Here is a 14,009-nt window from a genome sequence, read left to right as displayed (position 1 = left end):
TTCCTTACACTCACAGCAGACAGGATGTGAAATTTTAAACCCTTAGTCATGTCTAAAAGGCTGTCTTCATGCCGTTGCTTTGTCACTGCCTGATTAGTTTCTCATTATGTATTGTGGCAGGTAGCCTTTCCCTCATACAAAGGGAAAGCTAAACCAAGGAATAGGTGTTAGAGAAGCCCTGACGGCAATTCTATCAAGATTCTTTATGTTTTTTGGAGTTGGCTGCTTTAAAGCTGTAAAAACAGCCGATCGATTTTTTTCAGCTTTAAAACAACCTTTTTGTGGACAAATATCATTGGTAAATCTTAGTCAGCCTATTTATTTCTTTCTCAATAAAACGAGTCATTTCTCTCGTCGTCACGCTTTTTGAGTTTTCTGCAAGACTAAAAGCTTTTAGTAGGATTTGTTTTAAATCATTAGTATTCCAGTCTATTTGGTGATCTCTTAGTTCTTCACTTTCAATCTTTTTACTAGTCATTAGATATCCTCCGTGACATCTCAAAAAAGAGGTGATAACTAACCACCTGACTCTCAGGCAATTAGTTACACCCCTTCATTGAAATTAAAAATGTCTTATTAGAAATTTTTAGCGATAATGCTTTTCATTTTTTGCTGATTGATGACGATCTCATCATTGTTCGCTTTAAGAATATCATCGTACATAACTTTCCCTGTCCCAGGAATTTGCTGATAGTGGACTTGTTTGGATGGATTAATAGTCTTCACAGCAAGACCCAGACTCACCATATCGGATGTGGACATATTTGTGCCAATCATAAATTTGTTTATGGATTTAACAAGTGAAGGCAGCTTAGAAATATTACTTGGGCTAAGCGCTCTCTTCCCAATCCCTTTTAACACTTCTAATTGAGCCATTTGCCGCGCATAATCGCCATCCGCAGCGGAATGGCGTTCACGAGCAATGGCTAAAGCCGTCTTCCCGTTAACAAAATGATTGCCTGCCTGAAACACTTGGTTATTGATTTTAATGGTCTCTGGTACATCCAAATTGATTCCGCCAACCGCATCGACCATCGATTGAAGGCCATCAAAATTCGTTTCCGCATAATAATTGATCGGAACCCCTGTCAATTTACTGATCGCATTAACGGCCCCTTCTATGCCTTGCTTAGGACCTTTAGTAGCCTGTAAAATATACTGGACGCTTGTCAGTTTGGTATAGCCGTAACCATCTAAGTAGACACGTGTATCACGCGGAATGCTTACCACATTGATTTGATTCTTTCCCAAATCAACATGTGCCAACAGCATGCTGTCGGAATGACCAATCTTATCCCCCGGTCGTGCATCAGAACCCATTATTAAAACATTAAACGCAAGGTCTTTTGGATTAGTTGACTGCTTTTTATTGCTTTGCTGATTTGTACTGGTTTTCCCTGTACTTTTCCCCGAAGAAACAACCGGAACAGATTTGAAGTGATTTGTAGGCTTTAGCTGATAATACTCAATTCCAATGGCTGCAGTCACAAGAATAATGAGTCCTAAAAAGCTAAAACCAACTATTTTCCATTTTTTTCTTCATAGTTCTCCTCTATCTTTCTCCTATGATCCACCCAACAAATTTACATACATTAGTTTACATTTAGACTATCTATCATTGTAATTAAACAAAAACTACTCTTAAATATACAGTATTAAGCGCCGTTTAGGTATCCTTATTTATTACACAATTAAAGGTAAAGATTAGGGATTTCTCTCTTACCAACTACATTCGTTTTAAAAAATGTATCAATAAATAAAAAGAATACAAATGCAGCACTACAGCAGGAGGGTAGTGCTCATACCTGAACACCGTTAGACAAATCTGAACATTTTTTGGGACTGTCAGTTCTTGAACAGATTTACATATTTTTCCATAAAATTATGCTCCGATCCAGCACCAGCAAGGGTTTAAGAAACTAGACTCTGATTTTATCGTAAATTACCAAACGACTATCGTTCAGAATCTTTTCTCTTTCAAAAATACAGATGTATGTAATTCGGCTGGTGGCAGGCACCAACCCCTATCTTTTCTTCCTTTTCTTCTTCTTTAGCCTGGATGCTTTGTTTGAAGAACTCTTTAACTTAAATGTTCTATTATAAGAAGGGATTTCTTTAGCATGGTTACCCATATAAATCTCAGCTAATGGTAAAAAAGATTTGATATCATCAGGATCAATCTCAAGCGGCACTTCCAAAAAAGTCATTAATGTCTCTCTTATTTCCGAGTCCAGTCCTTCTTCAATTGAAGGTATAAAAGGAATGTCACCGTTTGTCTGTTCATGTATCAAAAGTAATTGTCCAATTCCATTTGCGAGCAAGCTCCTTAATTTTAAGGCCGGAAGTTTATTGTAGGATTCGGCATGGATGAGCATTTGGCGGAAATGAAAGCCCGCTTCTTCCAACCGATCAATTTGGCACAACAAATCCCCCAAGGTAAAGTGAGATTCCACTTGACTTGGGTCCACAGAGATTGAATGTTCAAAGACACTCGCCGCTAACTCTGGCCTGTTTCCTTTATTGTACAAATTTCCAAGTTGTGTATGGCAAAATAAAAGTGCAGAGCTTTGCAAAGGAAAAAATGCAGAGTCCTGCACTTTATTAATTAATAGAGTGTAAATAAAAAAAAGACTTGCCAGCCACCCCAAGTCACTCTACTGTTATTGGTGTCGAATCAATTCAGTGGAGGTAACGGAAGGATGCTAGCAATGTCTGATATTAATTGTATCAAACACTTACGAAACAACAAAGGTTTATCGATAACAAAAATCCAGGAAACATTAGGAATCAATTGGCGAACTGCTAAAAAATACGCTGATGAAGATCAGATCCCCCAATCAAAGATAAAGTCTAAAGAAGGAATGATGTATCAAGAACATTGGGGAGAGATCGTTTCTGATTGGCTGATTGAGGATCTAAAGTTAAAGAAAAAATTGCGTCGCACAAAAAAGGAGCTATTTAAAGAACTTAAAGAATTGGGTTTTAAAGGATCCTATAGAACTGTTTGTTATTTTATAACGGATTGGGAGAATAGCCATAACGAGGATGGAACGGATAGAGGTTTTGATCGGCTGGAACATCCACCTAGTGAAGCGCAAGTGGACTTTGGGATTATGGAAGCTGTTAAAGATGGAGAATTTGTAGATATACATACCCTAGTTATGTCATTCCCATATAGTAATGCAGCTTTTGCCGTCCCACTACCCTCAGAGAATCAGGAATGCTTTCTTCAAGGTTTAAATATTCTATTTAACCAAGCTGGTGGTGTACCAAGGAAAATTAGAATAGATAATTTAACACCCGCTGTAAAGAAAACAAGATCTAAAACAGCTGAGGCTCAATTAACAGATGCCTTTATACAATTTAAGAATTACTATGGTTTTGATGTACAGGTATGTAATCCTCGCAGCGGAAACGAAAAAGGAAACGTGGAAAATAAAGTTGGCTATGTTCGTTATAACTTTTTCAGTGTTTCTCCAGTCATGAATAATTTTGAAGAGTTAACAGAAACCCTTCGGGTTCAGTTATCCAATGATCGAAAGAGACTGCACTATGAAAAAGAAATTATGATTGAAGAGCTTTGGAAACAAGAGTCAAACTATTTATTAGCGTTACCGCAAAAAAACTATCCTGTTTTCAAAGAACATGAGATCACAGTGAACAAATACAACGAGGCTCAAATAGATAAAGCTTTGATTCATATTCCGAGAGCAGCTAATTATTCGAGTATCTATTTAATTCTCACTTGGGATAGATTTAAAGCTGTCTCACCAAACGGTGAAATATTATTAGAAGACTACAGACCTTATATGAATAATAAGCGAGCGATTCCATGGATTTCAGTTGTTAAAGATTGGATCCGAAAACCAAGAATTGTGGCCTACTCACGTTACCAGAGATATTTACCCGGTAGGATAAAAGATTATTTAATGGTTGACGATTTATCATTAAGAAAAGATAGACTTAAAGAGTTAGTCAACCTTTTGGTGACTCATGATATGAAGAGAATAAATGAAGAATTTTATGATTTGATTTCTGAACAAAATGGAGATCCATATGGAGTTAACTGGAATTTGTATGACTCATTAGCTCCATCTGATGATGGAGGTGAACTCATATGAGTGATCAAATTCGTTCTTTGTGCAAAGGTTTGAGATTAGCTTATGTCGCTGACATCTACGATAAAATACCATTCAATTCAACCGAACAATACTTAGAAGCATTGTTTTCAGAAGAGTTGCGTCTAAGAGAAAAAGCGAAGGTTCAACGGCTCATAAAAAGCGCGAAGTTTTTAGACTCTAAGACCATTAGTAATTATGAATGGCATGATCATATCCGCTTTCCATCTCAATTAGATAAAGATTCATTGATGAGCCTAAACTTTATACCGAAACAGCAGAATGTGGTATTGATTGGCTCGCCAGGAACAGGCAAATCTCATTTGGCAACCGGACTAGGCCGCAAGGCATGTGAGTTGGGTTTTGAAGTTAGATTTTTTAGAGTGTCACATCTAATAGAACAGTTAGAACACGCTTTGAGAAATAATAAATTAGACGCATTTAGGAAGAGGCTCGAGAAGGTTGATTTAGTTATTTTAGATGAAATGGGCTACCTTCCTTTTAGCAAGGAAGGTTCCGAATTACTCTTTCAACTTATTGCAGAGTGGTATGAACAAAAGAGTTTGATCATCACTTCAAATCTAGAGTTTAGCCAATGGAATCGAATATTTACTGATTCTAGGTTAACAGCAGCTTTAGTTGACCGTCTGATCCATCATGCGCACATTCTAACCTTCTCAGGAGAGAGTTATAGACTTTCGAATGCATTGTCAAAATCACGTTAAAACCGAAAAAATTTGGGTGGCAATACTTTGTACTTTTAATTGCATTTCTCTGCACTTTTCTATTGCAAAATACACAAGTCGATTCCAAATAAACGAATCATGCGGATTCTCCTCAAGTATTCTCAATAAATGCACCTCTGCATCTGTTGAATAAAGATGCCAGCTTCCATCAAATAAAAGGCTCTTCCCCACAATGGTTGTTTCTGAGGAGCCCATAGATAAGGTACTGACTATAGATTGAAGATAAATGCTGCTTGGGAGTTCCCAATCACCCGCTGCATTGCAGTGCTTACAACGAAAATAGCCAGTCATTTGAATATGCCGAGACGCACGCGCAGGCTTCACTTCTTCCTCCACATTGATCACTAATTGGCCGACATCATATTTCCCTTTCCTACCACAGCTTTTACACGTCATCATATGATGATTTTCTTTTATAATTGGCGTAATCAATTTCTTATTCTTTACAATGAGTTGGGTATATTTTCCTGGTAACTGACTTACTGTCGGTGAATCCTCCACCTTTAGATCTTCATGCTTTAAAAGGTTTATCAGAAAAGGATTAATTTGTGAAGTGGGCATAACGGTCTCCCTTTCTTAGTATTCATACTGTCTAAGATTATACCCAAAAAATGAACCCTCCAGAAAATGTTTTGAGGAGAGGAAGCCCATAACAAGATTCATAATAAAAAAACTTAAAAACCGAGGCGTGCCTGTAACCATCTCTTTATGCCCCGATTTCACCTCCCTCTTTTTGGCATAAAAAAGAACCCCTGTCATATATAGCGGGATCCCCATATGCAAAAAGCTCCTAAATTATATTTTATTGATGCAAAAAACTATCTGTAGAATCCACTTATTTCCGAATACGTTTACGTTCTGTTCTTGAAGGGAGAATGTTAATGACATCTACATAGCCATCTTTTTCAAACACAGCATAATAAATGATATAATTCAGCATGACATGCTTGCTTTTCCCATAGGTCATTCTTCTTAGACCTTTAAAACTCCCCCTCTCAACTTCCCTACCTATAAATGGATTTTCAGAAAGGTTGGTTTCAATGTATTCGATGATTTCATCTTCTCTCGAGTACCACCAACGCAAGGTTTCTTCCCCTTGTTCAGAAAAAAATCGTTGAATTTTGTCTAAACACCATTCAAATTCTTCGGTAAAAAGGACTTTAAATCCCTTATAATTTTCTTTTTTCATGACGCTTAGCTTTCAGTTCAGTTCCATTGAATCGCTTCATACCAGGGTTATCTAGATACCTTAACAATGATTCTTTTAACTCAGGATAACCTTCAATCTCCTGTGATAAATCTTCATGTGATAAATCATTATGTGAATCAGAATCATTACTCTCAATCTCAATGGAAACTAATTTACCATCTACAACAAAAACCCCAGATTGCTTTCCATTTAATGCATTAACTAATTCTTGTTTAGCCTCTTCACTTAAAGTGTTCATTTACCATCACCTCAGCTAAATTATACCAAATTTATGTTAGTGAATTCCATTTGCTAACTACGACAATATCAAGTCCCCCGCTTACACATATCGCAACCGACGATTGACATGATCTAAATCGAATTCTATACCCCATTGTGTACTTACCCATTCTTTAAAGCTATAGTGCTCGGGATGGCTGTCATCGGTCATAGCTTTCTTGAACTCATCATAACCGCCCTCACCACCGACGTCTTCTGGAGGACGGTCACCAGCCCCATCTAAACAAATAGCAAAGGGTTTGTCATAATCCTGAAGGACGTCTTCTACGACGACCTCATGCTGCCAATTATCGCCATAATCATACGTATAGACAACCTGAAACTGCGGGAGATAATCCGTTAGACGCACTTCTGTATCCCAAAACATCGGTGTCTCATACCCGTATTCAAAAGCCTCTTCATCATGTACCAGTAGGGCAATTGACTTGTTCTCATTTTTGAGCGAGACAATCTCAAACTCATGAAGATGGGAATTCGTCCATCCGAAGGCGATCTGCAGGATCTCATGAAAAGAATAGAAACTGATGTCTGTTGGTACCAACAAACGCCGCCAGACTTGGAAGTGTTCAAGCCTCATTCGAATATGAACAACAACAGCCTGTCTTTTAAAGATTGGCCCTCCCGCAAAAGCTTCCAGATCCTTCAGCATTTGTTCATAGGGGACAAAATAGTCACTTGTACCTGTACCTAATCCAACGAGATATCGGCTTACTTTTTTACTCATTTCCGTCTGTACCAAAGAAGCGTGTTCATCAAAGTCATATTCAAACAACTGAACATAGTCGCATGCTTTATTCACCCAGGCAGTGGTTTGGCGATTCTTACTCTTATAAGTGTCCACCAATCCCGCCTGCTCTATATAGCGTTCAACCACCTCTTCAGAAATTCCTTCATCAAGAAGCACCTTACGTATGGCAGATAGGATCAGCGTTTCCCATGACTCCCAGTCCTTTTTCTTCATTCCATATAGCACTAAGCAATAACGACTGGCATCATTCACAAGCACAACGGTTTTTCTCCGATTAATCGTGATGAGATTCGCGTGCCAGGTAAAAAGGGCCTCCTCTTCTCTAGTAGGAGATGCTCCTTTGATCTCTAATTGATCTAATAACTTTTTGGTAGCCTGTATATACATCCACTATCAATTCCTCTATTATAATTGGTATCACTATCATCATAATGGATTTCAAGGAAAAATAGAAATAGGATTGTACTAACAAAAAAGGAGGAATCACTTACATGGAGATCACACCTAAAAAATGCGTCTATACCTATGAAGGGGAAATCGACTACGATCAAGATACAGACGGAAGCCTTCCTTTAATCAAAATAGAGGATAAGTCTTTCTCATGGAAAGAACTTGGTGAATATCTCATGCGTTATGAAGGATTTAAAATTAAAATCGAGATGATTGATGAATAAATTTCTCATGTTATATAAAACTTGAATCAACAGGTTTCAATAAATAAGACTCACCGGTTTATTTTAGTTGTACTCAATCTAAAGAAAGGCACCATTCCCAATACTTTCTTTTCCTTGCTTCAGGTGATCCTGTAAAATAATCCAGCAGTATATAAGTCTTCATATAGGATGGAGGAAGAATAATGGGATGATCCAGAAAGAAGCGATAACTGCTCCAAGTATACTGTTCTGGTGACTCCACCATACGGGCTTCAACAGGATTAAGATGGATGTAGCGACTGACCTCTAACATCCCTTCTTTGGAATCCACTATCTTGGAATAATATCGTTTTTCATACACATGTCCTGTCAGGCGATAGCGGGTATTGTAGTAATTGGCATAGCGTTTATTAAGGAGTGACATCACTTTAGATAGTGGTTGACTGTGTGAACGAATGAGGAGATGAAGGTGATTGGTCATGAGGCAATACGAGGCAAGTTCAAAAGGGGCTTTATCATGGACCGTTTCGAGTATATGAAGATAGGTCGTAAAATCAGTCGGCTCTCTGAATAATGCATCCCGGCGGTTTCCACGCATGACGACGTGATAAAAATGATTCGGTGACCAGCTTCGTTTTGAACGTCCCATTATGACCCACGACTCACTTTTATGTCTTTGGAATAGGACCATCTTCTGAGCGTTAACGCTTCCCACAGGGCTTCATCGGTTACCTCCGGTGATCCTAATAAATCCGAGATCGTTCGTGCTAATCGAATGATTTTTACTTGGGTTCGAGTGCTCCACTGCTGTTTTCGGGACGCTTGGTTTAACATGTGTTCTTGATGCGGTGATAAAGGGCACTTCTTTAAGAGGTCGCCCACCGATACCGTGCCGTTCCACGATTCGCCTTGATACCGTTTGTGTTGACGTTCTCTTGCCTCCAACACACGTTCGGCAATCTGAGCAGATGACTCATTACGCGTCATGGCTTGAATATCTAGCTGAACCGGAGATAAAGATAACAGGATATCCATTCGGTCTATGATTGGTCCAGAAATTCTGTTTCTATAGGATTGGATCTGGTTCGGTGTACACGTACAATACACCTCATTGGAACCCAAATATCCACATGGGCAAGGATTCATGGCACCAAGAAGGATAAAACGTGCTGGATACATGACGGTCGCAGTCGCTCGACTTATGGTGACCCGTCCAGTTTCAATAGGCTGCCTCAGCATATCTAATGTTCGCTTTGGGAATTCTGCCATCTCATCTAAAAATAAGACGCCTCGATGGGCAAGTGACACTTCACCTGGCTTTGGGTGAGAACCGCCCCCAATTAAAGAGACGGAAGATGCAGAATGATGAGGAGACCGATAAGGTGGTAAATGCGGAGCGGAAGGTGACACACCCGCTAATTGATAGATGGAAAGCACTTCAAAATAGTCCTCTGGAGACAAATTTGGTAAAAGTGAAGGATAACATTCAGATAACAAACTCTTTCCACAACCAGGAGGACCAGACATCAACACATTGTGCCCACCCGCAGCGGAAATTTCCAAAGCCCGCTTCGCTTGTTCATGTCCAATCACCTGTTTGAAATCTTTCTTAAAAGAGGCAGTGGGGGGCGAGGAAAGAGAGGTAACTTGGGAGAATTGAAAGGTCGACATCTGACCCGAAAATGATGGGATAACGTCATCTATTGAATACACAAAACGGCATTCAATTCCTTCAATCTTATGGATCGGAACATCTAATATTGGTGGGACATACAGGACCTTAAATCCTTGTCTTTTGGCAGATAAAATGGCTGGCAGCATCCCTTCAACAGGCTTCACCTCTCCACCTAACGACAAAACACCCAAAAAAGTGGCGTCTTTCGGAATATCTTGTTTAATAAACCCACTCTCTTTCATAATCCCTATAGCCATCGCTAAATCAAAAATTGGACTATTTTTCCGTTGCTCTGATGGGGATAAATTTACGATGATCTTCTTGTCCAACACCTCACACCCATAAGCATAAAGCGTTGCCAACACGCGTTCACGTGATTCCTTCACCGATGCATCCGGCAACCCCACAATACTCATCCCCTCTATACCTGGAACTAACTGAACCTCTACTTCTACCACATAGCCTTCCATGCCTTTCAGTCCAATACTCGGAATCACCGTCGTCATCGACAAGCCTCCTAATCGCTTTCGAACATACGTTCTATAGTTTGATTATCAACCGAATGACACACGCTGTCAAGATTGATTCGGTAACGATTTTTCGACACAATTCGGGTGGTGACAGGCACCACCCTTAAAAAGTGCCTCTGTAGCCGAACTTGCAAAAATGTTTAAAGTCACTGATGAAACAATTCGGCGCGACCTTCGAGCTCTCGAACAAGAAGGTATACTCATGCGCTCCTATGGGGGTGCATTCATACAATCCGGCGTTGAAAATCTCATCGATTCAACCATTCGAACATCCGTATACGTCGAGAGTAAGACATTTATTGCCGAAAAGTGTAAACGCCTCATAAACAATGGGGATGTCATTTTTCTGGATAACTCTACAACCGCATTTTACATTGCAAAAGAAATTAAGGACATGCGATTAACCTTAGTAACCAACTCTTTGACAATAACGAATTATTTGGCCCATCAAGGTAACATTCGCCTAATAGTAGCTGGAGGCTTTCTCTCTGCCAAGGAGCAGGCCTTCTACGGTATTGGGGCTGAAAAAGCCATCAAGGAATATTATGTAGACAAAGCATTTTTATCCTGCCGTTCTCTTTCTATTGAGAACGGCTGTACTGATTCAAATGAATTATGGACCCAAGTTCGCAAAACAATTATCGAACGATCCAAGGAACGATATCTGGTGGCGGACTTCTCAAAATTTAACCAGACCTCATTTATGCATATTTGTGGCTTCGACAAAATTAATGCAATAGTTACAGATAAACCCCTAGGGCCGGAATGGCATAGTGCTCTGCAATCATTTGATTGTGGTATTTTTGATGAGGGAAGGCCGGATAGTTTTCACGATAACGAGTAGAGGATAGTTTTAGGAGATGATGTCATATGGTTAAAAGCTTTATTCCATACTAGATTTCCATGTTCCCTATCTCCATAGCACAATATTTAGTAACAAAAGTACACTGAACCTCCGTAATTTTTCTAAATATATATCATAACAATAATTAATAGATGTGTTATGTTGTGTCTTTTTGTTGTATTGAATGCAATTGTATATAACTATTCATTATTTAGTCTTGTTGAATGTTGATAAAAAGTTGGCATTTTCTTATTTCACAAGATAAATGTACCGCAGAGAGACATTAGTTGTTTCCGAATTCAATTGTATTTTAGATGAGCTTTCTAGGTAGGAAATTACACTTCTGTGAAGATCCCTATTTGAGGAGGTGTGTATATGGCGAGGACGGACAAATGTTACATCGGGACAAATACCAAAATGTATAAAGGTATTCAGGATACGTTGTTATTTCTAAAGGAATTAAATGAGCTTACAAAAGATCTTTCACGGAAGGAACTCGAATTGTTTGTGATTCCTTCCTTTATTACCCTCGACAGTGCTGTAAGATGTATACCCGCAGAAAATATATCGATTGGTGCTCAAAACATGTGTTGGGAAGATAATGGTCAATTTACCGGTGAAATATCTCCAATCATGCTAAAGGAAGTTGGGGTTAAAATTGTTGAAATTGGACACTCCGAACGAAGACATGTTCTTCATGAAACCGATATTGAAGAAAATAAAAAGGTGCTAAGCGCTTTACACCATGGTTTTACTCCCTTGCTGTGTGTCGGTGAAACGCTAGAACAGAAGGATTGGGGTATTGCTGAGGAAACAATCCGAAGGCAATTAAAATTGGGCTTGCGAGGCGTGACCTCATCAATGGCTCAACAACTTTGGATTGCCTATGAACCTGTTTGGGCCATTGGAACTAGCGGGGTGCCTGCCACTAAAGAGTATGCTGACAAAAAACATAAACTCATCAAACAAACCTTGGCGGAACTGTTTGGGAAAGAAATTGGGTGGGATATTCCAGTCCTTTATGGCGGGAGTGTAAACTCTGAAAATGCAACAGAGCTTATTCAAATGCCTCACATAGATGGCCTCTTTATTGGCAGAAGTGCGTGGAATGCCAGAAATTTCAGCAGGATTATTCAAAATGTTCTTCCAATTTTTTTGCCAACGAAAGAAAGGAGAAACTCAATGATCCCTAACCAATTGTTCAGCTTACATGAAGAGATCCACAATAAAGATTTTATTTTGGCAACCTATTATATTGAATTAGACAGCGATAGTAATGTGATTTCCAAGGCCTCTTCTATGGCCATTGGTCAAACAGTTGGCACTTGGGTTCCAGTTCCTGGAATAACAGATGAAATGAGAGAAAACCACATGGGACGCGTTGTCAATATTATAGATGTACCTCCAATTGAACTGAGCTCTCAACATACCTCCCAAACCCGTACTTATCTCATTCAAATTGCTTATCCAAATGTTAATTTTGAAGCATCCTTTCCAATGATTCTTACCACACTTCTAGGAAATGATGCTTCAACATCAGCCCAGGTAAAACTCGTTGACCTTCAATTTCCAAAGAGTTTATCTGAACAATTTGTCGGTCCCAAATTTGGAATTGAAGGTCTCAGGAAACTAACTGGTGTGGAAGATCGCCCCTTGGTCCTAAACATGATCAAGCCATGCATAGGATTCTCTCCCCAGGTTGGGGCCAAAATATTTTACGAAACGGCCTTAGGCGGTGTTGATTTCATCAAAGATGATGAGTTGCTAGGAAACCCGGAATTTTGTCGGGCTGAGGAACGTGTAAGGTTTTACAATGAGGCAGCTAAAGCCGTATTCGAGAAAACTGGTCACAAAACTAGATACATAGTGAATGTTACCGAACGGGCCGATAGGCAGTTAGATCACGTAAAGCGAGTCGTTGATGCTGGAGCTGAGTTGATTATGCTCAACTTTGCAGCAGTAGGTTACAGTATGTTCCAAGCCGTTTCTGAGAGTGTACCAGTACCGGTATTAGGGCATTATGCAAGTTCAGGAATGTTCTACGAGGGGAAAAACAGCGGCATGACCTCTCCATTGGCAATAGGTAAATTTCCGAGATTAGCCGGTGCCGACATTGTTATGATGAACACCCCATACGGAGGGTACCCACTTGAGTATCTGAAATATATTCGCACAGCACATGAACTATCTCTTCCTTACTATAATTTAAAACCAACCTTCCCATCTTTGGGTGGAGGGGTACATCCGGGCCAAGCGGAACTGTTCATTAATGATTTGGGAACGGACATTATCTTGGCTCCAGGTGGTTCCATCCAAGGACATCCTGACGGAGCAACGGCTGGTGCTCGTGCTATGCGTCAGGCCATAGACGCAGTGCTACAAGGAATAAGTATTGAAGAAGCAGCCAAGGAACATACTGAGTTAGGAAAAGCAATCCATCTATGGGGAGTTAAGAAGGTAAATAAATAAATAAATTGATAATGGTTAAAACTTAAGGCCAACAGATTGGTGTTGGCGCTGATCATAATGCTTTCGATTTAAAAGAAAAACAAAAGCATATGTTGAGAGTTTAGGTAACCTTCAAGGCAAGCAGCTATCTCTTACCATCCAACCACTCTTTATACGAGGGAAGCCCTCAACTTCCCTACCTACATAAAAAGTGACTAGCCAACAGCCAGTCGCTTATTTATTATACTTTTAAACTGCCGTCATCAATTTGCTTGATTTATTATTTTGGGAAACTCGAGAACCTTCCCCACGCCTTTAGCATAAAGGGCAGACAACACACGCTCTCGAGGCTCCTTCACCGGCACGTCCATCAAAACAATATTCATCCCTTATACACCTCGAACGACTGACTTACACCGAAGGAATGTCGCGTTCCAAATAAACCTGAATAAAGCATAACATTAGTCCACATCTAAGAAATAGGTGTGGACTATTTTACGCTTACTAATAATTTCTCAATTAAAGCAACAAAGGACCCTTTTCTCCACAAATGTCTAGGGCAAACGTTTTGAAAAGAATCCTTCTACGCTGACGGTGACCTCTAATGGGAATTGATAATGTTAGGTATCTATTACGTTCTCCCTAATTTGCCTTTGACAACAAACTTAGGGGAATCCCCAAGTGGGTGAGGAATGTCTCCCTATTGAGTAATACTCAATCTGACATCCTTTTTATGATGAGCTTAAGGAGCTCTCCAC

The 14,009-nt window shown here is 39.6% G+C and carries 14 protein-coding genes; 5 read left to right on the top strand and 9 right to left on the bottom strand.

What is annotated here, in order from left to right; genetic code table 11:
- Nucleotides 1–292: 292 nt before the first annotated feature.
- The 3 genes from PU629_RS03310 to PU629_RS03300 form a co-directional block, all read right to left on the bottom strand.
- Entirely contained in the window at nucleotides 293–478 is a 186-nt protein-coding gene (locus tag PU629_RS03310; protein WP_275282852.1) for a hypothetical protein, read from the bottom strand.
- Nucleotides 479–576: 98 nt separating this feature from the next.
- Nucleotides 577–1,488 carry an LCP family protein gene (locus PU629_RS03305; protein WP_275282851.1) on the bottom strand — a complete coding sequence of 304 codons (912 nt, stop codon included), beginning with the start codon at nucleotides 1,486–1,488 and terminating at the stop codon, nucleotides 577–579.
- 536 nt (nucleotides 1,489–2,024) lie between these two features.
- On the bottom strand, nucleotides 2,025–2,423 hold the full coding sequence (locus PU629_RS03300) for a hypothetical protein (protein ID WP_275282850.1): 399 nt from the start codon (nucleotides 2,421–2,423) through the stop codon (nucleotides 2,025–2,027).
- A 276-nt stretch (nucleotides 2,424–2,699) separates the two neighbouring features.
- On the opposite strand from PU629_RS03300, the gene istA reads away from it, so the two are divergent.
- Together istA and istB are read left to right on the top strand one after the other, a co-directional pair.
- Nucleotides 2,700–4,121, top strand: coding sequence for an IS21 family transposase (gene istA, locus PU629_RS03295; RefSeq protein ID WP_275282849.1), 1,422 nt, complete (start codon nucleotides 2,700–2,702; stop codon nucleotides 4,119–4,121).
- Nucleotides 4,118–4,843: an IS21-like element helper ATPase IstB gene (gene istB / locus PU629_RS03290; protein WP_275282848.1), complete on the top strand. Its 726-nt coding sequence runs from the start codon at nucleotides 4,118–4,120 to the stop codon at nucleotides 4,841–4,843. The genes istA and istB overlap by 4 nt, the downstream gene beginning before the upstream one ends.
- Here istB and PU629_RS03285 read toward each other — a convergent pair.
- The 4 genes from PU629_RS03285 to PU629_RS03270 all read right to left on the bottom strand — a co-directional run bounded on the left by PU629_RS03285 (nucleotide 4,835) and on the right by PU629_RS03270 (nucleotide 7,488).
- On the bottom strand, nucleotides 4,835–5,425 hold the full coding sequence (locus PU629_RS03285) for a hypothetical protein (protein WP_275282847.1): 591 nt from the start codon (nucleotides 5,423–5,425) through the stop codon (nucleotides 4,835–4,837). The genes istB and PU629_RS03285 overlap by 9 nt on opposite strands.
- 274 nt (nucleotides 5,426–5,699) lie before the next feature.
- Complete coding sequence (locus PU629_RS03280; protein ID WP_275282846.1) at nucleotides 5,700–6,053, bottom strand: type II toxin-antitoxin system RelE/ParE family toxin; 354 nt, start codon at nucleotides 6,051–6,053, stop codon at nucleotides 5,700–5,702.
- Nucleotides 6,034–6,312 (bottom strand): hypothetical protein, encoded by a 279-nt coding sequence (locus tag PU629_RS03275; RefSeq protein ID WP_275282845.1) that lies wholly within the window; start codon nucleotides 6,310–6,312, stop codon nucleotides 6,034–6,036. Before PU629_RS03275 ends, PU629_RS03280 begins: the two co-directional genes overlap by 20 nt.
- Before the next feature lie 81 nt (nucleotides 6,313–6,393).
- Nucleotides 6,394–7,488 (bottom strand): plasmid pRiA4b ORF-3 family protein, encoded by a 1,095-nt coding sequence (locus PU629_RS03270; RefSeq protein ID WP_275282844.1) that lies wholly within the window; start codon nucleotides 7,486–7,488, stop codon nucleotides 6,394–6,396.
- Nucleotides 7,489–7,592: 104 nt separating this feature from the next.
- Between PU629_RS03270 and PU629_RS03265 the strand changes: the two genes are divergently transcribed.
- Nucleotides 7,593–7,775 carry a DUF7713 domain-containing protein gene (locus PU629_RS03265; protein ID WP_275282843.1) on the top strand — a complete coding sequence of 61 codons (183 nt, stop codon included), beginning with the start codon at nucleotides 7,593–7,595 and terminating at the stop codon, nucleotides 7,773–7,775.
- A gap of 73 nt (nucleotides 7,776–7,848) precedes the next feature.
- Here the strand turns inward: PU629_RS03265 and PU629_RS03260 are convergent, their stop codons facing one another.
- Together PU629_RS03260 and PU629_RS03255 are read right to left on the bottom strand one after the other, a co-directional pair.
- Entirely contained in the window at nucleotides 7,849–8,403 is a 555-nt protein-coding gene (locus tag PU629_RS03260; protein WP_275282842.1) for a transposase, read from the bottom strand.
- The gene (locus PU629_RS03255; protein ID WP_275282841.1) at nucleotides 8,403–9,935 is read right to left on the bottom strand and encodes a YifB family Mg chelatase-like AAA ATPase; all 1,533 of its coding nucleotides are present in this window, start codon (nucleotides 9,933–9,935) and stop codon (nucleotides 8,403–8,405) included. Before PU629_RS03255 ends, PU629_RS03260 begins: the two co-directional genes overlap by 1 nt.
- Before the next feature lie 226 nt (nucleotides 9,936–10,161).
- Here PU629_RS03255 and PU629_RS03250 point away from each other — a divergent pair, with 226 nt between their 5' ends.
- Entirely contained in the window at nucleotides 10,162–10,803 is a 642-nt protein-coding gene (locus PU629_RS03250) for a DeoR/GlpR family DNA-binding transcription regulator (RefSeq protein WP_481900496.1), read from the top strand.
- 375 nt (nucleotides 10,804–11,178) lie between these two features.
- Complete coding sequence (locus PU629_RS03245) at nucleotides 11,179–13,272, top strand: triose-phosphate isomerase (protein WP_275282839.1); 2,094 nt, start codon at nucleotides 11,179–11,181, stop codon at nucleotides 13,270–13,272.
- Nucleotides 13,273–14,009: the final 737 nt, after the last annotated feature.

It is taken from the genome of Pullulanibacillus sp. KACC 23026 (genome assembly GCF_029094525.1).
GTDB lineage: Bacteria > Bacillota > Bacilli > Bacillales > Sporolactobacillaceae > KACC-23026.
This window is presented reverse-complemented; position numbering and strand designations above follow the sequence as displayed.

Excerpts from the sequence above, each read along its gene's own strand:
- PU629_RS03250 (WP_481900496.1), top strand. The coding sequence starts at position 10,162 with ATGCGCTCCTATGGGGGTGCATTCATACAATCCGGCGTTGAAAATCTC.
- PU629_RS03255 (WP_275282841.1), bottom strand. The coding sequence starts at position 9,935 with ATGACGACGGTGATTCCGAGTATTGGACTGAAAGGCATGGAAGGCTAT.
- PU629_RS03285 (WP_275282847.1), bottom strand. The coding sequence starts at position 5,425 with ATGCCCACTTCACAAATTAATCCTTTTCTGATAAACCTTTTAAAGCAT.
- PU629_RS03260 (WP_275282842.1), bottom strand. The coding sequence starts at position 8,403 with ATGGGACGTTCAAAACGAAGCTGGTCACCGAATCATTTTTATCACGTC.
- istB (WP_275282848.1), top strand. The coding sequence starts at position 4,118 with ATGAGTGATCAAATTCGTTCTTTGTGCAAAGGTTTGAGATTAGCTTAT.
- PU629_RS03275 (WP_275282845.1), bottom strand. The coding sequence starts at position 6,312 with ATGAACACTTTAAGTGAAGAGGCTAAACAAGAATTAGTTAATGCATTA.
- PU629_RS03245 (WP_275282839.1), top strand. The coding sequence starts at position 11,179 with ATGGCGAGGACGGACAAATGTTACATCGGGACAAATACCAAAATGTAT.
- PU629_RS03310 (WP_275282852.1), bottom strand. The coding sequence starts at position 478 with ATGACTAGTAAAAAGATTGAAAGTGAAGAACTAAGAGATCACCAAATA.
- PU629_RS03270 (WP_275282844.1), bottom strand. The coding sequence starts at position 7,488 with ATGTATATACAGGCTACCAAAAAGTTATTAGATCAATTAGAGATCAAA.
- PU629_RS03280 (WP_275282846.1), bottom strand. The coding sequence starts at position 6,053 with ATGAAAAAAGAAAATTATAAGGGATTTAAAGTCCTTTTTACCGAAGAA.
- PU629_RS03265 (WP_275282843.1), top strand. The coding sequence starts at position 7,593 with ATGGAGATCACACCTAAAAAATGCGTCTATACCTATGAAGGGGAAATC.
- istA (WP_275282849.1), top strand. The coding sequence starts at position 2,700 with ATGCTAGCAATGTCTGATATTAATTGTATCAAACACTTACGAAACAAC.